The 22,406-nt window shown below is 49.4% G+C and carries 17 protein-coding genes and 2 pseudogenes; 7 read left to right on the top strand and 12 right to left on the bottom strand.

What is annotated here, in order from left to right; translation table 11 throughout:
- Nucleotides 1–148 precede the first annotated feature (148 nt).
- A pseudogene (locus tag CEC48_RS14880) lies at nt 149–1,128 on the bottom strand (GlxA family transcriptional regulator).
- A 96-nt stretch (nt 1,129–1,224) separates the two neighbouring features.
- On the opposite strand from CEC48_RS14880, the gene CEC48_RS14875 reads away from it, so the two are divergent.
- Nucleotides 1,225–1,776, top strand: coding sequence for a cysteine hydrolase family protein (locus CEC48_RS14875; protein ID WP_088424429.1), 552 nt, complete (start codon nt 1,225–1,227; stop codon nt 1,774–1,776).
- 12 nt (nt 1,777–1,788) lie between these two features.
- Here CEC48_RS14875 and tam read toward each other — a convergent pair whose 3' ends face one another.
- Nucleotides 1,789–2,550, bottom strand: a complete 762-nt coding sequence (tam, locus tag CEC48_RS14870; protein WP_088424428.1) for a trans-aconitate 2-methyltransferase — start codon at nt 2,548–2,550, stop codon at nt 1,789–1,791.
- A gap of 102 nt (nt 2,551–2,652) precedes the next feature.
- Here tam and CEC48_RS14865 point away from each other — a divergent pair, with 102 nt between their 5' ends.
- On the top strand, nt 2,653–3,561 hold the full coding sequence (locus CEC48_RS14865) for a LysR family transcriptional regulator (protein ID WP_176438719.1): 909 nt from the start codon (nt 2,653–2,655) through the stop codon (nt 3,559–3,561).
- A gap of 359 nt (nt 3,562–3,920) precedes the next feature.
- On the opposite strand, the gene CEC48_RS14860 is transcribed toward CEC48_RS14865, so the two are convergent.
- Nucleotides 3,921–4,382, bottom strand: coding sequence for a hypothetical protein (locus CEC48_RS14860; RefSeq protein ID WP_088424426.1), 462 nt, complete (start codon nt 4,380–4,382; stop codon nt 3,921–3,923).
- Nucleotides 4,383–5,013: 631 nt separating this feature from the next.
- Here CEC48_RS14860 and CEC48_RS14855 point away from each other — a divergent pair.
- From CEC48_RS14855 to CEC48_RS14845, 3 genes are read left to right on the top strand one after another with little or no spacing between them, the layout of a single operon-like run.
- Nucleotides 5,014–7,995, top strand: a complete 2,982-nt coding sequence (locus CEC48_RS14855; protein ID WP_088424425.1) for a hypothetical protein — start codon at nt 5,014–5,016, stop codon at nt 7,993–7,995.
- The gene (locus tag CEC48_RS14850; protein ID WP_088424424.1) at nt 7,992–8,441 is read left to right on the top strand and encodes a response regulator transcription factor; all 450 of its coding nucleotides are present in this window, start codon (nt 7,992–7,994) and stop codon (nt 8,439–8,441) included. Before CEC48_RS14855 ends, CEC48_RS14850 begins: the two co-directional genes overlap by 4 nt.
- Nucleotides 8,438–9,583, top strand: coding sequence for a nucleoside phosphorylase (locus tag CEC48_RS14845; protein ID WP_088424423.1), 1,146 nt, complete (start codon nt 8,438–8,440; stop codon nt 9,581–9,583). The genes CEC48_RS14850 and CEC48_RS14845 overlap by 4 nt, the downstream gene beginning before the upstream one ends.
- A 403-nt stretch (nt 9,584–9,986) precedes the next feature.
- Here CEC48_RS14845 and CEC48_RS14840 read toward each other — a convergent pair whose 3' ends face one another.
- Nucleotides 9,987–10,481, bottom strand: coding sequence for a DUF1543 domain-containing protein (locus tag CEC48_RS14840; protein WP_088424422.1), 495 nt, complete (start codon nt 10,479–10,481; stop codon nt 9,987–9,989).
- A gap of 463 nt (nt 10,482–10,944) precedes the next feature.
- On the opposite strand from CEC48_RS14840, the gene CEC48_RS14835 reads away from it, so the two are divergent.
- Together CEC48_RS14835 and CEC48_RS14830 are read left to right on the top strand one after the other, a co-directional pair.
- Nucleotides 10,945–12,075 carry a hypothetical protein gene (locus CEC48_RS14835; protein WP_088424421.1) on the top strand — a complete coding sequence of 377 codons (1,131 nt, stop codon included), beginning with the start codon at nt 10,945–10,947 and terminating at the stop codon, nt 12,073–12,075.
- A gap of 135 nt (nt 12,076–12,210) precedes the next feature.
- Nucleotides 12,211–13,230, top strand: a pseudogene (locus tag CEC48_RS14830) (IS30 family transposase).
- A gap of 144 nt (nt 13,231–13,374) precedes the next feature.
- Here the strand turns inward: CEC48_RS14830 and CEC48_RS31570 are convergent.
- The 8 genes from CEC48_RS31570 to CEC48_RS14795 all read right to left on the bottom strand — a co-directional run bounded on the left by CEC48_RS31570 (nt 13,375) and on the right by CEC48_RS14795 (nt 22,401).
- Nucleotides 13,375–13,530, bottom strand: coding sequence for a hypothetical protein (locus CEC48_RS31570; protein WP_176438718.1), 156 nt, complete (start codon nt 13,528–13,530; stop codon nt 13,375–13,377).
- Nucleotides 13,531–13,902: 372 nt separating this feature from the next.
- Nucleotides 13,903–15,012 (bottom strand): XRE family transcriptional regulator, encoded by a 1,110-nt coding sequence (locus CEC48_RS14825; protein ID WP_088424420.1) that lies wholly within the window; start codon nt 15,010–15,012, stop codon nt 13,903–13,905.
- A gap of 10 nt (nt 15,013–15,022) precedes the next feature.
- The gene (locus tag CEC48_RS14820; protein ID WP_088424419.1) at nt 15,023–15,724 is read right to left on the bottom strand and encodes a hypothetical protein; all 702 of its coding nucleotides are present in this window, start codon (nt 15,722–15,724) and stop codon (nt 15,023–15,025) included.
- An 887-nt stretch (nt 15,725–16,611) separates the two neighbouring features.
- Nucleotides 16,612–17,004 (bottom strand): hypothetical protein, encoded by a 393-nt coding sequence (locus CEC48_RS14815; RefSeq protein ID WP_088424418.1) that lies wholly within the window; start codon nt 17,002–17,004, stop codon nt 16,612–16,614.
- Between the two features lie 2 nt (nt 17,005–17,006).
- On the bottom strand, nt 17,007–19,019 hold the full coding sequence (locus CEC48_RS14810) for an integrase (RefSeq protein WP_088424417.1): 2,013 nt from the start codon (nt 19,017–19,019) through the stop codon (nt 17,007–17,009).
- Nucleotides 19,012–20,526, bottom strand: coding sequence for a site-specific integrase (locus CEC48_RS14805; protein ID WP_088424416.1), 1,515 nt, complete (start codon nt 20,524–20,526; stop codon nt 19,012–19,014). The genes CEC48_RS14810 and CEC48_RS14805 overlap by 8 nt, the downstream gene beginning before the upstream one ends.
- On the bottom strand, nt 20,523–21,740 hold the full coding sequence (locus CEC48_RS14800; protein ID WP_088424415.1) for a site-specific integrase: 1,218 nt from the start codon (nt 21,738–21,740) through the stop codon (nt 20,523–20,525). The genes CEC48_RS14805 and CEC48_RS14800 overlap by 4 nt, the downstream gene beginning before the upstream one ends.
- Before the next feature lie 142 nt (nt 21,741–21,882).
- Complete coding sequence (locus CEC48_RS14795; RefSeq protein ID WP_003210042.1) at nt 21,883–22,401, bottom strand: single-stranded DNA-binding protein; 519 nt, start codon at nt 22,399–22,401, stop codon at nt 21,883–21,885.
- Nucleotides 22,402–22,406 lie beyond the last annotated feature (5 nt).

Genomic DNA, 22,406 nt, shown 5'->3' with positions numbered 1-22,406 from the left:
ATGTGTGTAGGGAAACGGCTGCAGGGATCACGCCAACGCGGCATTTGATTAAACGCGCGGGGAATCAGTCAGTTGCGGGAAAAGCGATAGCACTTGGCCTGTTTTATTCTGCACGAAGTGCCCCAGGTGTCGCGGCGTTCTGCACGATTCAGGCTTGGGCCTTGGTGGGTGTTACACCGAAACGGTTGCGGTAGTCGCTTGGCGCCAGCCCGGTGATTTTCTTGAAGGTGGCGCGGAAGGCGCCCGGGTCCTGATAACCGACAGTCCAGGCGATGTGATCAATGGTGCCGTTGGTGAACTCGAGCATCTGCCGCGCCTTGCCCACCCGCAGGTGCTGGCAGTATTCGGTGGGTTTCAAGCCGGTGGCGGCGCGAAACCGCCGCAGGAACGTGCGCTCTTCAAGCCCGGCTTGCTGCGCCATGGCGGCCAATGAAACATCCACCGCGCCGCTGGCCTGCAGCCAATGCTGCACCTTCAGAATCGCACCGTCGCCATGGGCGAGGATCGGCGCAAAGTTACTGCCGCACTCACTGGCGCTGTCGCTGTGCTCGATCACCAGGAACCGCGCGGTGCTGGCGGCGATGCTCGGGCCGAGCAGTCTATCTACCAGGCGCAAGCCCAGTTCGGACCAGGCCATGAGCCCGGCGGTGGTGATCAGGTCGCCGTCGTCGACGATGGGTTTGTCGGCCTCAAGACGGATGGCCGGGTAACGGGCAGCGAAGGATTTGGCCGACGTCCAGTGGGTGGTGGCGCTGCGACCATCCAACAGGCCGCTTTCCGCCATCAGGATCGAGCCCACACACACGCCGCCCAGAATCGTCCCGGTGCGGTGCTGCTGGCGTAGCCAATCCAGCAATTGGGCAGAAGCCTGCCCCTCGGAAACCCGGCGATGGAGGGCGGAATCAGCAAGGCCGTCAGCGCCTGCCCGCTGCCAGGCAGGCTGTCGAACACACGGGTCGGCGCATTGCCTGCGTCGGCCTGCCAGTGGCTGATGCGCAGGGACGGCAGTTGCTCGGACTGATGCTCGGCCGCAATCCGGTTGGCGACAGCGAACAAGTCGGTCAAGCCATGCACGGCGGCCATTTGCGCACCGCTGTAGATCAGCACGCCAAGCTCGACGATCGCCATTGTCAGTTTTCCCTCTGTTATTGTCGGTGCGGCCAATCCCCAGGCGCTACGCCAGCCAGGATACTGGACGCATCAACCCTCACAAGGAAACCCAACATGGCCAAGCAAGCGCTCATCCTAATCGATATCCAGAACGACTACTTCCCCCAGGGCAAGTGGCCCCTTGACGGTGTGGACGCGGCAGCAGACAAGGCGCAGCAAGTGCTCCAGGCGTTTCGCCAGGCGGGCGATGCGGTGATTCATGTGCGCCACGAATTCACCTCCGACGATGCACCCTTCTTCACGCCGGGTTCGGAAGGCGCGCATTTGCACCCCAAGGTTGTGAACCAGGCCGATGAGCCGGTGGTGCTCAAGCATTTCGTCAATGCGTTCCGCGAAACCAACCTGCGGGCACTGCTGGAACAACGCAGCATCACCGAGTTGGTGGTGGTCGGCAGCATGAGCCACATGTGCATCGACGCCGTAGTGCGTGCAGCGTCGGATCTCGGCTACACCGTGACCGTGATCCACGATGCCTGCGCAACACGAGACCTGGAATTCAATGGCACCGTCGTACCGGCGGCCCAGGCGCATGCCGCGTTTATGTCGTCGCTGGGGTTTGCTTATGCGAGCGTGCTGTCGGCGGCGCAGTTCCTGACCGCCGACTGATCACCCATCCTTTTACTGGGTGGCGATGATGAACAGGCGCGGGAACGGCAGCAGCACCGTGCCATCGGCCAGCGCCGGATAGGCCTGGGTAATCCGCGCCAGGTATTCATCAAGGAAGGCGCTCTTTTCTGATTCAGTCAGGGGCGCCAGGAAGGGACGCAACGCCGAGCCCTTGAACCACTCCACCACCGCGGCAGAGCCTGCCAGCGGATGGTGGTAAGTGGTGCGCCATACATCCACCGTGGAGCAGTGTTTGCTCAGCAGCTCAAAGTAGTAGCTCGCGGCATGGCGTTGGTTGTGTTTCACCGCGCCGATCTTTACGGCCCATGGGCCATCCGCCGCCACTTCCCGCGCCAGCTTGTGGGCCGGTTCATCGAGGTTGTCGGGCGTCTGCACTGCAAGGGTGCCGCCGGGCGTCAACTGGCTCACCAGATGCGGATACAGCGTGGCGTGGTCGGGCAGCCATTGCAGCGATGCATTGGCGAGGATTACGTCGAATTTCTGCGCTGGGGTCCAGGCGCCGATGTCAGCCAACTCAAAGTTCAGCGCGGGCAGGCGCTTGCGGGCATCGACCAGCATGTCATCGGAGCTGTCCATGCCGGTGACCAATGCCTTTGGAAAACGCTCGGCCAACACCTCGGTGGAATTACCGGGGCCGCATCCCAGGTCGACGGCGGTGCGCACGTCACCCTCAGGAATGGCTGCCACCAGATCCCGGACGGGACGGGTTCGCTGTTGTTCGAACATCGAGTATTGCTTGGCTGACCAGGTCATGCGGCATTCCTTCTTCTGTGAGGAGCGATGACAGCCTAAATCTTGTGATCCATGAGAACAAATGCCACGATTGATTACCTCCCATACCTCAAAAGTATTCCGATGCTGGAAGTCAGGCAGCTCAAGGCCTTCGTCGCGATTGCCGAAGAAGGCTATATCACCCGTGCGGCAGAACGACTGGGCATGCAGCAACCGCCGCTGACACGTCTGTTGCAAAGCCTGGAAGCCGAGTTGGGCGTGGTGCTGATGGAGCGCCTGCCACGGGGCGTGCGCCCGACCACGGCGGGCTTGGCCTTGCTGGAGGAAGCTCGGCATATTTTGGCCAGCGTCGACGGCCTGGCCGATATTGTGCGCCGCGCTGCCCGTGGTGAGCGCGGACGCCTGGCAATTGGCTTTACCAGCTCTGCCGCCTTGCATCCGTTTGTCCCCAGTGTGTTGCGCCTGTTTCGGGAAACCTTTGTCGGCGTGTCAGTGGTGCTGGAAGAGGCCGGCACCGGGGAGCTGTTGGACGCGTTGCAGCATGAAAAGCTCGACGCGGCGTTCATTCGTTCGCCGCTGAGCGGGACGCAGGCGTTGCAGGATGAGCCGATTCTGGTGGAGCCGATGTTGCTGGCGCTGCCTACTGATCATTCGCTGGCGATCGACCCGTCGACACCGCTGCCGTTGGCGGCATTGGCGACGGAGGCGTTTGTGCTGTATCGACGCCGGGTGGGGCTTGGGTTGTATGACGCTATTCTGGTGGCGTGTCGAGAAGCAGGCTTCAGCCCGCAGGTTGTGCAAGAGGCGCCGCGCATGACGGCAACGTTGAGCCTGGTGGCAGCGGGGCTTGGGGTTTCGATTGTGCCTGCGTCCATGCAACGGTTACGGGGCGACGGGATTGTTTATCGGGAGCTTTCGGAGTGTCGTAGCCTTGTGGCGCCGTTGCATTTGGCGACGCGGGTGGGTGACACCTCATCGGTGCTGGAGAGGTTTCGGGAGCTGGTGGTGAACGCCGCGTTTACCGAGGTGTAGCAGGTTACCGAGCACTAAACGAAAAACCCCCGAGGCCAAGGCCATCGGGGGTTTTCAGTTGTGACGCGATAGTTCGGGTCTCAGCTATATCCTAGAACGGTTGTAAATACAAACAAGCTTAGCTTCGAAGCGCGCTAGTGACTAGAGAACGAACAATCATTGACTAAACCAACAGGATTCGAAAATAAACGACGGCAAATCGTTAGATATTTTGTAAAAAACGCGCGTCAAAACGTCCGTTTCCGGCGGTAAACCGTTACAAAAATATCTTGTATTGGATGTCCCAGCCTCATAACCATGGCGCCGAGCCTTTCCTAACGAGCAGTCGCAAAGCATTCGATACACCAAGTATGGTTAGGTTAAGCTTTAATAGATATCTCGAGAATATACGGGGCTATAGTGAGCATGATCCCTATGAAGCCAACCGTGAAGAATGAAATTCGAAAGCACTTACCATATGTCCAAATTGACAAAAAACCTTTGTTACGCACTACACTATCGTCAGAAGAAAAAATAGCAGCCTCTTGAATAAGTCCAGATTTTTCGATGTGACAAAGCGCTAACTCGGCTCTTTTGATCATAGCGGATATACGTGCATCTAATTTGCAAAACAAAAAAGATATCAAACTCAAAAATGCTCCTAGAAAAGACGCGAAGACAGAAAATTTTGATCCCTGTTGTAGGCTGACACCAATTCCGGCGGCGACCAACCCTGAAATTGCTAAAAAAAAGTTGAATACAGTCATCCGCTGTTGAGCATGTAATTCGAAATACTTCCATACGTGCTGCATCGAGCGTTCAAGCTTTTGATTTTCGTCCATATACCATCTCCAACAACGATTCAGAAAAATGAGTTGTAGTCTTCATCAAATACCCAAGATCACAATCATTACGAATGACATCATCACCAAAAAACACGTCAAGATCAATGATAAATTTCAAGAGCAACTAATTCACCGCAGCGATTAGAAATGGTAAGAAAAGTACATTCGCAAAATAGATTTAAGCGTTAGCATTAAGCATGCGTGCAGTATGCCCAAAGCGTTAATACAGGTAAATAGATACCTCAAAGAGCTAGCAACCCAAATTAAAAGCAAAATCTATTAACGCAAGCGCAACTCAATCAAAGTACATTAATGAGAGAATGCAAACAGAACAACTATTCTCGAACTTAGATTTGCACCGACGCCTCACGAATATGCAGCCGCCTGTTCCAGCCCCCACCCTACCATTCCTGGCAGATCCTAAACCTAAGCAAGTACGCTACCCCGTTAATACGAAACGCGTGGCAGAGCCTCCCACCCCGAAACTGATATTCAAAAGAGACAAAATATAGTCAAAATGCCATCACTTGCGGTAGAGTGAAGCTTGGGGCGAAGAAGCGTTTGAGATCGAGCTGGGTTCCGAGCCAAAAGTATCTGTGCTACAAATGTATAAGGACAATTACTGATAATGGATAGCAAATACCATCATACAAAGGCGTGGCACCCAGCTGAAATTTACAAGCTGATATTTAGTATTAAAGATATCAAAAAGAGAAACTTGATGCGTGGGTGTAGCACAAAACCTCGCGTTAATCGCCATGAGGTAGAAAACATTCGAAAAGGGAGTACTCCCCACGACAGCATGCTCATTGGTTCTATATTAAAGGGGAGTCACGGACTACTCAATGGCCCCGAAGAGTCTAAAAAAACCAGTGACGATATTTTTGTCATGACCTCCTTCCCTCCAATAGAATGGAGGAACGAAGTTTCTTATACAGCAGGTTACATTAACTCAGTAGACGAAGCAGCGATCCAAATGCTGCACATAATCGAAACGCTTGCCAGCATGGAAAGTATGACGTCGGAATCAGCGCTCGAACTCTTGCTCGATTACAGTGAAAAGTACGGTGCTTCAAACTACCTTTCGTATAAGTTGGCATACCTTAGAAGTTCAAGAGAGCTTTCGGCTACTTCACTAAACTTGGTTTCCCAAATCGAAGAAGAAATCTCTCATCGCGGTAACGCAGGCTTCCACTTTAGCGCACTTGAAAATCTAAATTCAAAGATTTCATTATTTGTAGTAGCTAAAAGGAGAGTCAGCGGCCTCGTGGGAAGAGTCAATGGCGATTTCCGTAAAGCGATATCTTTGAGCAACTTCATACCGACACCAATTGATGAAAAAGACATAGCTGGCTTCTTACTCCGCGCCACTGAATCCTGCTTACTGGATACAATTTACGCCGTTTTAATAATTTTCAATCTTTCTAGAGAATTCACTGCGACTCGACGCGAATTCGAAAAACGCCTCAATTCGAAGTTCTTGAAGAAATTATATGAGTTGATTGAGTATACGTCCTCCGTGATTGATGGAGAAGTCATTACGGATTATTACCGAGAGATAAATGAAGACAGCGAGGTTTCTCTAGATCTTTACCGAACTTCTGCAGCATTTCTTGAACGACCTAAATTCGCACTATATCGGAATAAGTTTGATCGAGTAATTGGCGCCCGACTGCTAGCTGAGATTATTGATGGAAAAATCGAGGCCTCGTCGACCACTTCAACATCTAAAGAACTATTACTCTCTTCTGATGAAACCCCTCTTAATGAAGAATTCCAGATCAATCTGGACACATTCTATAGGACTTTTCTGTTTCTACGGCTAATACAGAACAAATCTAGTTTACTAAGCCTTACCAGTGAAGAAATCAAATTTATATTTGAAAACACTCAGCGATTAGAAACTCTTCTAACAGAAGAAGAAATGAGGGCGATTTACGTAACTGCCCCACCAGAAAGCAAAAGTCTAGTTACTGTTCTGGCGCTTGCGCTTTTCAGAAAAAAATCAATCGACCCTGATGTTGATTTCGAGTTCAGAACAGATTTCATTGCTCATATAAATACTGCTCACAAGGGTTCGGTGGTTGACTTTATAGATTCTCTTCTTAATGAATCGCCGGAGATAGCAAGTTACATTGTGAGTTCTCTGGACGAAGTCACATTAGAAAAAATGTACACGTTGGTGAAAAATGCCTCACAAGCATCAGAAATACGTTGCGACATATTACAATTGATTGGTAAAAAATTAAATCGCATAGAATACATTATCGAAGCCGACGCGATTACTACGCGATCCAAAGTCTCCAAACTTCAACAGTACTTCGACAGCAGTCGAATGTATGTTGACAGCATATCTATGAAAAAATGGCTCGACAGTAATCCATCAGTGTCTACCGAGCAGTATAGAAGCCTACATCCGAGAGCAAGAATTTCTTCATTCGAGAATATTACCAGTGGCGATACGAGCGTTTTAGTAATACATGTTAATGACCAAAGCGAGTACCTCATAACACAAATCGCAAAGGACGCGTTCGAACAGTTTTGCTTGAACACTGAGTTTGGAATTGAATCGTATCTCGGCCGACGTATCCGGCACAACACATTAGATGGTGTGACCACAGACACTGTGGATGCTGTTCTTCGTAAATCCGAGTACGGAATCATCTTGGCGAACTCCAGCATGCGCAAGACAGTCGAGGCATGGATGGATGTTTACAAATCAATCGTCGATAAATTGAGAAGAGACCATCTACAATTCAAGTCTCATCATTCACTCTTCAATGCCATCTTAGACTTAGAAGACTCGTCAACTAAAGAAAATATACGCGTACTTTCCAGTACGCTAAGAGCAACGGGCGGCAGCGAGCTTCTCAATGACTTACTCATAGCTTTTTGCTGGAAACAGATTACCCCTCAGCTAGAGAATGCTGCTAGATTTATAAGAACAACACTATTGCAAGAAGCCAACACTTCCATAGATAAGTACTTTTCCGGCATATTTGGAACCGTAGAGGGACAAATAAAAGCGGAGTTGCATGAGGCGGTTAACGAGGTATTCAAGAAGGTGTCTGATTGGTTTCAAGTGCCAAGAACTGGATTCATATCAGCATCAATACGAGACTTATGTCAAATCATATTGATTGATGTGAACCGAAATAACGGAGTTGAGTTTTCGGGAGATGCTCTCGACATAAAGTACACAGGCATAAGTGTACATCGACTGTATGACTGCTTAGCAGTACTCCTTCAAAATGCCCATAAACATGGAGAGGACGGCACAGTTATTCTTGTCAACGTTTGCGCACGCAAAGCGGAAGCTGAGTCAGTACTTGACTTAGTAGCGATTGATATCACTTCAACAGTTGCAAAAGAACAATACCAGAACTCCAAACTACGAATTGCGAAGGCTATTGAAACAGCAGAGGCTGGCACCGACATGGTCACGGAAGGTTATACGGGAATCAAAAAGATCAAGTTTATCAGCCGGATAAGTGAAGGAATACACACTGTTCGATGCCACAATGAAGATGAGGCAAGAGAACTAAGAGTCGGCTTTTCAATACATGCTGAAACCGCCACTGAGGACGTAATTAGTTGTGCAACTCTATGAAAATATTACTTGTTGAAGATGAAATCCACAAACGCGATGAAATCATTCAATGCGTAAAAGAAGTATATGAATTCCTACCCGAGATAGTGGACAGCGTCAGCAGCGCAGTACTCGAGGTTATGAAAACTGACTATGATCTAATCATACTTGATATGGCCTTGCCTACATTTGGGGAAAGTGCTGACGATAAGAAAAAAGGTCACGACCAAGCTCAGGGCGGCATCGAGGTTTTAAGAGCGCTTAAACTTTCAAAAAAAACCACTAAAATAATAATTGTCACGCAATATCCTGACTTTTACATTGGTGGTACAAAGGTAAAACTAAAGGACTCTCCAAAAGTCATCAATGAAAAATACAGCCAGGATGTAAGAGGCGCTGTCTTGTACAACTATAAATCCAAGACTACGTTGCAACGTATAGTTTCAATTCTGAGATCCGTCAAATGAAAATTCTGCTAATAGAGGACGACAAAAAAAAGCGCCAAGCGATAACGTCGCACCTCACCAGAGGAGGAATTGCGAGCGAAGATATTTTCATTGCTAAAAACATGACAGATTTTGCGGGTTATTTACATCTCGATATCGGCCTTTTTATAATTGATTTCAAGCTCCCAAACTGTGATAACGGCACAGCGTCATCAAACGGAAAATCAATATTGGAGTCGATTATAAAAGCAGGGAAAAATGATGCGTTACTTTTGGCTATAAGTTCATACCCTGCCGAATTCCCAGAAATGCGGGAATTTTATGAATCCAATGGCTGCATTCTCGCAGATTTCGCTAACAAAAAGGGATGGCAATCTACACTTGATCACTTATTGATTCAGCTTAAAAAAAATGTAAAGCTGGATTTCATCATATTTTGTGCGTTACTCGCAGAACGAAACCCTTATGTAACAATAATAGGAGGCAGACAAATAACTAGGAGCGGTGTTGATTGCTACGACATTGAAATCGAGGGAAAAAAAGGCACCGTAGTTCTCCTGCCACAAATGGGCCTAGTAAATGCCGCAATAATTGCTGGGGTATGTATAGACCGATTTAAACCATCTGTAGTAGGAATGAGTGGAATATGCGGCGGCTTTGAGCAACGCGCTAATAAAGGTCAACTGCTAATCTCCAGCATGGTTTATGAATACCAATCGGGAAAATGGGCCGCAGATGGCTTTAAACAAGAACCGTACCAAGTCCACACTGACAATACCACTCTCACAGATTTGAAAGTCCTATGTAACAAGGAAGGACTAATACGCGAATTGGAAGAAGGTTTTGACGGCGGCAAGCGTCCTATGGAAACATTTAAACCTGAGGTGGGCATTTTCACAAGCGGTTCTTCAGTCATAGCTGATCGCGAATACTTAATCCAAATAGAGGTAATCCATAGAAAGGTTAATGCCTTGGACATGGAGATTTTTGCCGTACAGCGGGCAGCAGAACTTTCACCGCATAGGCCAGCGTGTATTTGCGCAAAAACGGTGGTCGACTTGTGTGATGCGAATAAGACTGACGATCTACATCTTTACGGATCCTACATTTCGTCAAAATTTATGATCAGAGCGATAAAAGATTATTTTTTAAAGCGCCCCTAGAACATCCAATACCGACTTCCTTGATGAGCAGGCAAAATTTCATCCTTCTCATCAAGGCCTGAAAAAGAGAAGGCAAAGCATCTTTTTCTGAACACACTGACGCATCAGTGATTCCAATCAAATGGCCGAAGAAGGCTGGCCATTATTTGACAGGGGTAATGCTTGCTTTCCACCGTCGACCAGATACAAGGTCGACGGTGTGAAAAAGCCTCATGAGCCGAGACTGTTGTCGATAACGCCCAATTGAGTCGGCTATCGAAATTTGGCTGACCCAAGCCTACGCGATGTAAGTATTTGCAGTTCTGACATTGAGCTGATCACTGACGGCGCAATGTTAAGTCCGCATTTGGGTTAATTCTGTATCAGCGATAACAAGCATATGACGTATTGAGCTGACTAAGCGTTACGACAAGACGATGTAGTCATTGCACTGAATTATGCCGTCGTGTGGTCCCTCGACCAAATGAACGTATCTTCCTTCTATCGCATCAATCGGCAAACAGTCGTCCACATCCAGCACGCCATCAGTATGGGCCCGGGCCCAGTGCTTTAAAATCTGGCGCTTACCGAGGCTCATCGCCGCCTGCTTATCTTTCGCAACTATTAGAGAATAGTGATGCGCTTCGCCAAAGGATTTAACTTCATATCCACCCAAATTGATGAAGTACAAGCGCATAGATCCGGGGTGGGGAGCTAAGGTGCTTAGCTCTAACTTCCAGCCTTCAACTCCATCAACTGCCATCCATGCATCAATATGAAGACCTACAGGGGATCCAAACCAACTCTGTCTAAGCTGAGGATACGCATCCTCTAAGCTGTCGGAGACCACGAAGGCTATATCATGGACTTCAATTTTCGCTCTAGGATGTCTTCCGCCTAACATTACAACAAAAATCATTACCCGCCCTACTGTAAATAAAAAAACGATAAAAAAGATAGAAAATTATAATATCATATATTAAAGCTCACTAAAATCATCTTGCACTCACATCTAATTCAAAAAAGCCAACTTAATAGAACCCTGTATAAACCCACCACCTATAAGCCCATGCGTGAATGGTGACGAAGTAGCAAAAAATGTAACCATGCAGGTGTCGGTCAACCTTCTATAGGCAGCAGATGAGCCTTCTAGGGAGGAGCATTTGTTAGGGGGGCACCGCACCCCGGCCAGTCATAATCAGTAGACGAGTACACCTTGAACTCTGACGGTCAAACTGCTTCAATGATGTCATCCAGCCTTTACACCCCGATCGCGCGCACAAAGACCGGTTGGTCGATTCAGAATATAGTAAAACCTGCCGAAGATTTGCAGGAATAGCACCCTCTAGTAAATATTCACAGCCTAACTAAAGGATTACTTAATGTTTTATTCCCGAAAACTAAACTCAGAGACAGGGCAAGTTGAAGTGTGGGAGTGTGAATGGTCTGATCCAGGAACGGGGATGGCGAAAAAAAACTTTACTATAAAATACTGCAATGAGGGTGAACAAGAGGATAGTGCTGAACAATACTCTACTGCATCAGCTATTTGTTGGGCACCTGGAAGCACAATCGGGAATATCGCTGTAAACTCCGAGGGAGTGTTCGGTAGCTTCACCGCAAAAACCGGCGACAACGCAGTATTACCTTGCAATATTATTCCATGTGGGAAATTCAGAAACGGTGCAGATAGATGGTACTGCAAAACTCACCAAATCCACTGGGGTGTAAAAGCAGATATAGCTGCTGTACCATCTACCGGTGAAGTAACCTGCAGTAATCACCTTATGGGCATGAGCTATGTAGTTGATCCTTTAGTTGTGGATTTCAACGATTTTGAAGAAATTGGGGTTTGGTGCTCCTTGCCACCAGCACTCTCTAGTGAAGAGATAGTCCCAAGACCTCCCAAAATACACGTGCACAAGCGTTTCTCTGGTGACAATAAAAAGCGGCTGGATCGGGATTTTGACGCTATCGTTTGCTCATACAATAAAAATTTAGGATTATTTTCCAGCGACGAAATCACTCAAATTCAGATAACGCCACCAGCTGCATTCGAGTTCGTAAAGTCACTGGAAAATGGCCGAGAAATGTCATGTGTGACGTGCAAAAAATGCGGGTATCCTCATCTAGATTTGGGCAGCTTCGCCAACACGCCACACGCAAAACATTTCTGTGGAAACTGTGGTAATGACAGCGTTTGGAGTGATGGGAAAATAGTATCAACGCCACTGAAGCCCTTACACGATCAATTTAACAACAGCAATCAGTATATAGTCCCCGATCGCACGCTAAATATGGACGAGTATCCTGGTTTGAAATTCGATGTATGGTCTTCTACTCCAGCCGTCTTATGGACAGCAGACAGGCCTCAGGAACTGGGAATCCACGTGCATATATATGAGAAAGGGCGTCGTGTAGTGGACGATACTTTTGGAAAAGTCATATACCAAGGCCAGGAGCTTGACAGGAAACTCCTGTGGCAAGAAATGGCAAAAAACACTATATATTGAATATATCCTTAACGTGCTAATTATAGAGATGCAATCGCTTGCTTTATGCGATTCGCTCTGGATAAAAGCAGCATCTGATGCCGCGCACTCGGCGGTCTCAAGGACCAAGTGCAACACCTGATGTAAGGTGTTGCCATGCCAACGAAGTACACACATCTCAGCACTGAGGAGCGCGTCGCCATCATGGTGATGCAGCTTCAACAACTCACTCTTCGAGCTATCGCCGTTTTGCTCAGGCGTCATCCCAGTACCATTAGCCGTGAGATCAGGCGGCACAGCCAACTGGGGCGATACGATTCATCTCACGCCGCAAGCCGGGCGCGAGTGCTACGTCACAAGCCGCGCCGTCAGTCTCGCTTGTGCTCTGGCTCTGAACTGTTCCAAGTGATCATAGAAATGTTGCGCATTGGCTGGTCACCCCAGCAAATCGCCAGCAGACTACGCCGTATCTGGCCCGATCACCCCGAGCGATATGTGAGTCACGAAACCATCTACCTGGCAATTTATGCCTATCCGCGAGGCGAGTTGAAACGCCAGCTCATCAGCTACTTGCGCCAAGGTAAAGGCAAGCGTCGCCCGCGAACCCAGAGTGCCATACGTCGAGAGCGCTATCCTGCTGAGCTCAGCATCCACTTGCGTCCACCATAGGTCGCTGATCGCCTTGTTCCAGGACACTGGGAAAGCGACCTGATCATCGGGGCCAACAATCGCTCTGCTGTCGCCACGATGGTTGAGCGCACCAGCCGTTACGTAATCTTGGCAAAACTCGACGCACCGACCGCCTATGCAGCCGCTCAAGCCATTACCAGAGAGATGTCGCGGATGGCGCCATCATTGCTGAAAACCATGACGCACGACCAAGGCAGTGAAATGGCCCGTCACGCCGAAATCACGGCCCACACCGGCCTGAAGATTTACTTTGCAGATCCGCACAGCCCATGGCAGCGCGGCAGCAATGAAAACACCAATGGCTTGCTGCGCCAGTATTTGCCAAAAGGCACGGATCTCTCTCTGGTCACCCAGGAGCGACTGGACGAAATTGCCGACTTGCTGAACACTCGGCCACGCCAAACGCTGGGCTGGAAATTTCCGGTCGAAGTACTGGTTGAATACCTTCAGCTATTAGCGAGCAACAAGCTCGAAACCATCAACTGACTGTTGCACTTGGAACCTGAGACCGCCCTCCCATTGTACCGCTTAGGTCATATAGCTGGCCTGCATAAGTGAAATGCAACAATAATGCGTTGAACAAATAGCGGACACGGCAGCTCAAAACATCACCTGCTCTGACTGGTCTCCTTATGTTAGTAACAGCGCTGCTCCGAGTTGCTCGCCCGTGGCGAAGTGGTGCGACAGTTTCAGCGGTGCAACGCAGTCGACCATCAGTTGATCAAGGGTTAACTGGTTCCGCATCAATTCACCCAGCAGGGTATTGGATTCGTTATAGGCGTTCAAAAAACGATTCGCTGCGACGGGTCAGAATCTCGACCTGGTCGTGCTGGATTCGAGGGGAGGTAGGTCGTTGCCCATGGGTGGACTTTCTGTTCGATTGGGCGCCTATAACTGGGTAAATCATTGATCGGACGTCTGATCTACCAGTTTATGAGGAGCATCGCGACAAAACAAAAAGCTCCCCATCCGGTTAAGGTGTGCGGGGAGCTCGTTGAGCACAAACGGCGTTACGTATAACCAAACGATATTTTCGATGCGCGGACTTCTGGAAGAGGGATCGTCCATTAGCGATCGAATGCGGCTCGTAGTCTATCTGCTAAAAATGAAGCAAAGTAATAGGCTCAATTCTCTATTGAACCAGGAAAAAGATTTCCGCTATATAAGCTTCAACTTCGGAGAACCTTTCTTAACTGCCGACCGACCGGTTATACTTCCTGATACTACTGACAACCTTGTCAGCTGGAAAGTTAAAGCATTAATTTCATCTATACTGATACTCAAACTATCCGCAATCTCCCGACGACCTTGCTTTCGGATATGCAAAGCATCTAGTACTTTTGTGAGCAACTGCGATGTCTCCCGCTCCATCGGCTCTGGCTCATTAGAGCGATATCCACTTTTAGCAATGTCTATGCAAAGATTTCGGTAATTCCATTCACTGACTAACCCCAATGAATTAAAACGATATGCCATAGCTGCAAGCGACACACCCCAATAATGCTTGAGTTTCATCAAATACTTAATCGAGTAAGTTGGTGGCTGATTAGCAGCCACACTATCCTTAGGCATTAAAAAGGCTGCAGCAAATGCATTAGCTTGTCGCTCCATTTCAGGTCCGTGCGCCTGGCCGTGCTGCATTGTGTAAACGTCGCGAACCAAATGGCCTAGCTCATGTGCCGCGTCAAAGCGGCTTCGCTCTGCGGACTTGATGGTGTTAAGGAAAATAAATGGTTTGCCATCATACCAAGTACAGAAAGCGTCAACCTCTCGGGTTTCTTCGGCCAGCGAAAAAACACGAATACCTTTTGACTCAAGCAAGTGAATCATATTAGGAATTGGTGCATTACCTAGTCCCCATACGCGACGTAGTGTGGCAGCCGCTTCTTCAGGCCCTAGATCGCTTAGGTCGGGTAGTGCTGCCGAAGGCAAATTAAACCTTTCCTCTATCCAATGGTTCACTCTAAACGCGATAGCACCTGCTGCAAATGTGCAAGCTTTCAGTGCATCAGTCATTTTTGAAAGCTTACGAAAACTTACCGAATCCTCCCTGAGCTCTGGCATATCTTCCTCAATGAAAAAGAACTGCTGAGGAAAGTTAAGTATTTTTGCAATTTTCTCCAACGCCGCTGGCTCAGGATAGGACGCACCAGTCTCGTAGTTCTGCAGGCTACGACTGGTAATACCTAATTCCTTTGCCAACTGAGCTTTAGTGAAGCGTCTTCTCACCCTGGCAAATGTGATTTGCTTGGGATTAATTTCGGACATAGCTACTTACTCACAACTTGCCTATTTTAGGCTCTACTTCCACCGAAATCGGAGAATTTGATTCATCTTTACGAATGGTGAAATCATCTGGATTGTTAGAGACACTACCTAGGAGTATGCGAATGCCCCAGTTAGTAATTTTTTTATTACCAAATCCAGTCGGCAAGGACAATTCATATCGAACTTGCTTAAGTACTTTATCATAATGATAAAGCAACGCCCATACTTGGGTTTCTTTCCGGTGTTCTTTTGCGAATTGGAACGAGGCACTATTGAAGAGTTCTAACTGACGATTGTTGTTATAAACAAAACCCTCAGCCACCGCTCCTTTTTCAGCCTGGTTTGTCGGCTCATCAATTCCATTCTTGCCTGTCTCACTATTGCCAGTCATGACAACAATGGAAATGCTTCGATCAGGCGAACTGATGAAAGGGCAGTTCTTCTGCTCGTGAATATGCCAGTGAGCTGAAGCCAACAAGGTGCGCAGATCTTCAACGGTCTTCAGCCATTGCTGCACACCTGCCGCAGTCGGAGCGGATGCACGACTGGTCTCATTACGTCCTCGGATACCGCCACTAATGGCGTCACGGAGGAGGACCGGACCCAAGTCGGAATGCAGCTCCCTCAAATGCACTTCCACATGCGCGGGCTCATCGATAATCGTCGCTCGACGAGTGAAAGCGTTTGAAGCCGTCAGTTCAAATGTGCTCATCGCCACTCCGTACATGTTTCCGAAAAGGACCCCTCATGTTGAGGTATAAAAAACGGAAACGCAAGGACCGCTCGGTTGAGTCGTTGATGGTTTTTTTGAGGAATGGGGGGGTAGAGAAAACCCGGGATCGAGATCGAATTTGGCGTCTTTCTGCAGACCTCATGCTGGTCGCTTGCCAAGGTGGTAAAGCGCCGAGCTTCAGTCCGGTCGAAATAAATGGCGCCTGAACCTCAACTGGCTGTATAGAGAACGAGTGACCGTTTCTGGCCGATTTTTGCCTGTCGCCGCCGTTTGCTTTGGGTTGAGTCTGGCCAGTCATGGCAGTCATTTGCGCTGGTCAAGTCCGCTGCAAATGGGTGGTCAAGTCCGTGTAATTAGGAAAAGGCAAAATCCCGATCAAAGACCGGGATTTGCAAGCGCCTCAAGGGCTACGGGATAAATGATAGCACACTAACTCTTCAATGATTTCCGTCAAATGGCCGGAGAATTCTGGCCAATGTCTGCCAGGGATGGTGTTTCTTTTTGGCCATCGACCAGATACAAGATCGGCGGTGCGCAAAAGCTTCATGAGCCGAGACCAGCCTTTGACGTCTCTGGCAAAGGCGGCACACTACATCATGACCTTGAATCATCCAGAGCCGATTCCATTCCTCAAACGCCAAATCAGCCCGGACCTCCGTAGCTTGAGCACAAGTCATATCCCTCCTCCTATATCGTCAAGGATCGGGTAAGCCGTAAAACGATCTACGGGTAAAGTTTAGCTCTGTTCAAGGATTATGGTTTCCAGTGAGCTTCAACGGGTGCGACTTCAACGCCGACTCAGAATTACTCTAGGCCCCTCGACAACTCAACCTTAAGGCAGTTCGCCTGCCAACGGTTCAAAATTTCTATCTGTCGATTTTTGGCAGCTCAGCGTCAAGCTTATCCTTGGTCACTCCGTGCTTGTACGCGTTGTATTGCCATTTCACAAACCGCTCTAATAAATTCGAATTTTCCACTTTTAGGCGTTCATTTTCGCTTTCTAAACGTCTGATGCGCTGTTCTGCAATGTTCAAGCTCGACGGTCTCTTCGTTGAAACGAAACCAGTCTTCAACTGCTGTTTTTTTTGCCCAAACGCCGCTTTGATCTGACCGTGTGAACTAAGGGTCTGACGAGTAGGTCTTCCACCGATCAGAGGTGCAGCGGCGTCACACAAAGCATCCCAACCTAACTTTCCTTCCCAAGCATCAATCTGGTTAACTAGGATAGAGATGTCTCTGATGGTTAGATGCTTTGCCACAGTTAGACTCCCAGGAGGATGCGAAGCTCATCAACATCAGGTCTAGTTGATATCGACGGAGCAGCGCTTTTTGCGACAGCTGTGTGTGCGGCTATCTCGCGCCTGAGCGGACTGAACTCCTGAACAATGCTTAAATGGATTACCGAGCCATTCGCGGTGCTCGGCGATTCCAGAATCTCGATAAGCTGCCCTACTCTCTCCAGCGTGGTAATTTGATGCTGGCTCCAGCGGTCTGCGCCGTAGACACTGTTTTCAGACGCATCTAGGGCCTTTATGAGCTGCAATCGAATGCCATCACGCTGCTTTTTTAAACGCTCCAGCTTTTCCTCATCTCCCTTGACGCAAACCTGCTCAATGCAGTTCAAGCAATCGCGATGCTTCTGGCACGGCAACATTGAAAAGTCATGTACGCAGAACCCATATTCAGTGACGTGAGCAATGCCCTCCCCCACAGCGTCCAAGTCAGCAAACGTGACAGGAGCATTGAGTTTGACTTTCTGAAGCAGGCCCCCCACTCCAGCCTGTCGAGCCATATCAACGTACTCATCATCGGCCATATGGTTGTACGTAGCATTCTGATGAATATTTGCCCGCCCTGACCATTTTGCTATATCAAGCTGAGCCAGACTGCCACGCTGCGCGGCAGTGTTTAGATAATGACGAACTTGATGGGACGTCATCGATATCTCAGTCCCGTCCGGATTCTTATAACCGTGCCGGATCCAGACATTTCTCTCTTGACCATTGATATAGTTCAGATCAGTCGTGAACGTAGTACCACCGGGTTTCCAAAGCAAAACAGGGCTGGTATTCATACCCACACGTAGTTCATGGCTCCGAAAACAGCAGAGTGCTTCGGAATACTTGATATTCCGTTCTTTATTAAACCAGGGCCAGCCATCCGGAAGTTTGCTGCGACAAAATTCATTTAGAAAAGCCAGGGTGAGCGATTCGCCCTTTGCCCTGAGAGTTTGAAACGGTGAATAGCTTTTAAAATAAGCCCACAAAGAACCCGTTGCACTTTCTTCTGAAATCCCCAGCGCTCTGCAGGCTTGTTCATTAGACAAAGCAGCATTCTCATTCACACGAGGGCAGCCAGGATGCCGATAGAATCGGTGGGGATTCTCTTCATACCAGGACGCCAATTTACGACCTTCATTGGAAAGCGCCACGAGACGTCGTATGGCCTCAGAGGCAATACTCTTAAAAGGCGTTGAAATCCATTTAATATCCGAACCGTAACCCTTGGCTGCATAAAACCTTAGCCCCAACCGCTCTGTACCTTGACTGTCGCTTTCGGTATGTAAGCAGTTGACCGGAAGTTCTTGCACTTCACTGATACGAGAAGGTGCGCACATCAGCATCGCAAATATTGAAGTAGTGAATCGGTCACGCGGATCTTGCAGATCATTGGAAAACATTTCGGCCATGTATTCCAAGCAGTGGTCTTGTGGAACCTTTGCTCTTCGCTTGGCTTTTGTTGCTGCGTCCGTTCGATTCAACTCGTTGGGCTTTGAGATTGGATTTTTCCAGACAAGCTCGTGCGGAACGATCTTCGCCCGGTTAAGAAACTCTACGAGTTTTACTATGCTGCAACCTGCCTGGTATGCGGACGCCTTGTACTCGCGCGCAACTTGAGCGGCCATATCCAATACATTGAGATCTGTCAGCGTGATATCTGCCTTTCCTTTGACCTGCAATAGCGCTTTCTCAACACAACGAATACCCTTTATCTCTTTACAGCGACTGCTACTGTTCGAGTAGTACTGGTGTTGATAGCGCACATAGGATTTGGCGAAAGGAATAATCTTGGGGTTTAGCAATTGATTGGTAGTGAACCCCCGAGAGGGAGCTCCTATGACGGTGAAGTTACAAACACCGGGCCATGTGTCACTGTTCCAATCTAGATTGGTCCCGAAGACTGTGAGACGATCACGACACATCTCGATGAAGTCATTGAGGTTGGCTTTAGCATCAAGGTGCTGTTTCGACGTAAAGAGCTGAATATCATTCATGGGAAACCTCTTTTTTCATCACACAGCATCGGTTAACCACATCGCTGACAGCCAGAATCAACCGGTCGTTAACAGAGGCAATTTTCTTGTCTGCTGTTTGCTCCAAGACTCTATCGCGCTCCAGGATCAAGCATTCCAGAACCGCCTCATGAGGGCCATCTAACCAAGGCTGAAAATGATTGCAGGTATAACAAGCAATGGGTGCTAACGCTCCACAAAACCCGTAACTGCCGCAGGTGCCGAGGTTCGCGGCGCCATTGGAGATCCGACTACGTTGATCACCACCCCTTCTCGCATCACTTTCGGATATCACGAGCACACCCTGGAACGCTTGCGCAATAGGTGCCAACTGCAGGGCCACGGCCTTGTCAATTCGCTCGACAATTTCCGGAATATTTCTCACATATACACCGGCATTTTGCGTATCAGAATGATCCAGCGCCTCAGCGATGACGTATTCGCCTTTGCCTTCGCGAGCGAGATTAGTACCAAGCGTATAGCGAAAACGGGTCGGATTAAGGTGAACCGGCAGGCCCGTGCGTTCGCTGACCAACTTGATCATTTTTGCGACCCGATCCATAGCATGGTTTACAGCAGTGCTCGGTGCATGCAGACGATCCCCACGGAGTTGCGTCCTCAACTCCAACTTAATGTCGATAGCTTCCAATGCAGGAAACAGCGGCAGTTCGGGAACCAAGTCCGCTGGAACGTCTATACCCAGCTTGTCGGCAAATACCTGCTTAACAGCTACGGCCTGTTGCTGCAAAAGCAGCCACAGATCTTCGACGACTGCGAATTTGTTAAACGTTGTACGCCAAAGCTGATGACGCTGCTTGGCACGGGGAAAACTGATGAAGTACCTATCCGACTGCTGGATCAGGTCTTTTATCTTCAATCCGGTAATCTGCCCAGGACGCCGCCCGGTCATGGCTAAGGTCATTGCATAAGACGCATCGATGAGCTCTAGGCGATCATCACCATAGGCCGTGATTACCGCTGCTATAACACCTTCCATTTCGATATCGGTCAGGGGGCCGCTGTCAGGGCACATAGACTGAACGGCATAGCCTTTCTCATTGCCTTTTAATGTCCATTTGTCCAATAGCGCCAAGGTTTCAATCGGCATACCTGCATACCCTAGGTCAGCCCATCGCCTAACCAGTCCGCGCAACGTCCCTAGATACCACTCCGTTTTTTTATCCAACAAAGAGCGATAAAAAATTAAAGACTCAACACTGAAAGGTATCTGATCGGCCGTAGCCTCAAGGTAATACTTGCAGCGATAAAACAAATTCTGGACATGCGCTGGAGAGCTGGATTGAGCGTAAAAGGCAAGCACATGCCGAAAAGACATATACATGTCCGCACTCAAGGCCTGGGCCACCGCAGGAACCGAGATATCAACATCCTTACTCAGCTTCCATCGCTTATCATCAAGCCTGACCCTATACCCCTCCCTTGAGTAAAACTCCTCGGTGACACCTTCCTGCGCAGCCAGCATATTCATGCTGCATCTCCTTTCCGTACGGTACCAAGATGCCTGTGTTGAAGGTCCAGCACCGCTTTACCAGCTTGCTCTTTAATGTGCCTAAGGTTGTAGGTTGCCGCAGTACCAGAGGTCTCACTCCAGCCCATCAGGTATGAACGGATCTTTTCCTCGCGCTCGGGTGACATATTTATCCCCTCACAGATTGCCGAGAATGAGTAGTTCCAGTGATGGCGTAACGAGTGGGCATGGATTCCGTTGCAGCCTTCGACCACCTGCCTCAATTCACCCATGAACTTGCCGAACGCGGCATTCGACAAAGGGCGCCCCTGCGAAGCCCCAGATTTATGTGTAACAAAGAGATAGCCGTGCTTCTTGGCACCGGGCACTTTGTTGCGCTGACCGAGCACATAGCCTCGAATTTGATCGGCCAGTTCGGGCAGCAAGGGAAATGTACGCTCTCGTGTTTTGGCCACTGGCTGATAGGCTCTAACGTCATCTTTTGAATCCGGGCGCCTGACCACTTTCAGCGTATTTTTCGCAAAATCGATATCCTCGACTTTCAGATTCAGCAGTTCACCACGTCGCAGCCCCGTGACACGCAGAATGGAGAACATCAAAGCGTTGCGTACCTGGACGGCATATTCATGAGCGGGATTGTTAGCCGAACCTGGCTTCAACGCGTCCTCAAGCGCATCAAGAAGCACGTCATCGAGATGTTTTTCGTCCCTGGCTACGTTGGACTTAGTCGACTTTCTGGGACGGTTAGCTTTGATCTGCGCAACCATCCGCTGAGTACTTTCACTACTGTGTGCGGATGATCGTTGCAGCTGACCCCCTAGGAAACCAAGGTAGTCAGCGACCACTGACATGCGCGCGTACTGATTGCTTGTGCTAACCGCTGCGGGTCTACCTGAAATAGTAGCGATTTTGCCACCGTTGTCGCGGCTCAACGGTCTTTGCATAAAGTCGCGTAAGGAATGCACATCGTGAGCTTGCAGCAGCTCACCACGCGAAAAATAAGACTCGATATCATGGCCATAATAGCCCTGCCACGCGTACAGGGCTTTGACCGCATCAAGCGCATTCTGAATGGTGTTCAGCGCCAGAGAACGCCCGCGCAGATGCACTGTGACGTAGAGCGCCGGGTAGAACAGAGGCATCCCGGACTCGTCGACAAGAACGATGAGTCGCTCGCCATTTAATGACTTAATCCTGCGCGCTGAGGGCTTCACGGCGGACTCCCATCTTTACGTTTCTACGTGGTATCTGACCTTAAGAGCCTAGTCGAAATATTTTTTACACCCGTAGAAATGCAAAGCCCCCGCAGTGCGGGGGCTTCAGGACTAAACTTTACAAAAAAGTCTAAGGTATGGCCTAGAACGGGATATCGTCGTCAAAGCTGTCGAAGTCGGCTGCCGGCTGAGGAGCTGCCTGCTGTGGCGCTGGACGCGACTCACGCTGTGGCTGCTGGGTTGGCTGCGGACGCGACTGCTGCTGTGGACGCGGTGCCGAGTTGGACATGCCGCCCTGGCCCTGTTGGTCGCCCTGTGGACGGCCGCCCAGCAGTTGCATGGTGCCTTGCATGTCGACCACGATTTCGGTGGTGTAACGCTTGATGCCGTCTTTTTCCCACTCGCGGGTCTGCAGTTTGCCTTCGATGTAGACCTGCGAACCTTTGCGCAGGTATTCACCGGCGATCTCTGCAACCTTGCCGAACATCGACACACGGTGCCATTCGGTCTTCTCGACCTTCTGCCCGGTTTGCTTGTCGGTCCACTGTTCGCTGGTCGCCAGACTCAGGTTGGTCACGGCGTTACCGTTCGGCAAGTAGCGAACTTCGGGATCCTGGCCGCAAGTACCGACCAATATGACTTTGTTAACCCCACGGGCCATAACGT

The sequence above is a fragment of the Pseudomonas sp. K2I15 genome, assembly GCF_002204795.1.
Taxonomy (GTDB): Bacteria; Pseudomonadota; Gammaproteobacteria; order Pseudomonadales; family Pseudomonadaceae; genus Aquipseudomonas.
Note: the sequence above shows the minus strand (reverse complement) of the source record. Positions and strands in the feature narration are given on the sequence as shown.

Coding starts and splice junctions, on each gene's coding strand:
- CEC48_RS14875 (WP_088424429.1), top strand. CDS start 1,225: ATGGCCAAGCAAGCGCTCATCCTAATCGATATCCAGAACGACTACTTC.
- tam (WP_088424428.1), bottom strand. CDS start 2,550: ATGACCTGGTCAGCCAAGCAATACTCGATGTTCGAACAACAGCGAACC.
- CEC48_RS14865 (WP_176438719.1), top strand. CDS start 2,653: ATGCTGGAAGTCAGGCAGCTCAAGGCCTTCGTCGCGATTGCCGAAGAA.
- CEC48_RS14860 (WP_088424426.1), bottom strand. CDS start 4,382: ATGGACGAAAATCAAAAGCTTGAACGCTCGATGCAGCACGTATGGAAG.
- CEC48_RS14855 (WP_088424425.1), top strand. CDS start 5,014: ATGGATAGCAAATACCATCATACAAAGGCGTGGCACCCAGCTGAAATT.
- CEC48_RS14850 (WP_088424424.1), top strand. CDS start 7,992: ATGAAAATATTACTTGTTGAAGATGAAATCCACAAACGCGATGAAATC.
- CEC48_RS14845 (WP_088424423.1), top strand. CDS start 8,438: ATGAAAATTCTGCTAATAGAGGACGACAAAAAAAAGCGCCAAGCGATA.
- CEC48_RS14840 (WP_088424422.1), bottom strand. CDS start 10,481: ATGATTTTTGTTGTAATGTTAGGCGGAAGACATCCTAGAGCGAAAATT.
- CEC48_RS14835 (WP_088424421.1), top strand. CDS start 10,945: ATGTTTTATTCCCGAAAACTAAACTCAGAGACAGGGCAAGTTGAAGTG.
- CEC48_RS14825 (WP_088424420.1), bottom strand. CDS start 15,012: ATGTCCGAAATTAATCCCAAGCAAATCACATTTGCCAGGGTGAGAAGA.
- CEC48_RS14820 (WP_088424419.1), bottom strand. CDS start 15,724: ATGAGCACATTTGAACTGACGGCTTCAAACGCTTTCACTCGTCGAGCG.
- CEC48_RS14810 (WP_088424417.1), bottom strand. CDS start 19,019: ATGAATGATATTCAGCTCTTTACGTCGAAACAGCACCTTGATGCTAAA.
- CEC48_RS14805 (WP_088424416.1), bottom strand. CDS start 20,526: ATGAATATGCTGGCTGCGCAGGAAGGTGTCACCGAGGAGTTTTACTCA.
- CEC48_RS14795 (WP_003210042.1), bottom strand. CDS start 22,401: ATGGCCCGTGGGGTTAACAAAGTCATATTGGTCGGTACTTGCGGCCAG.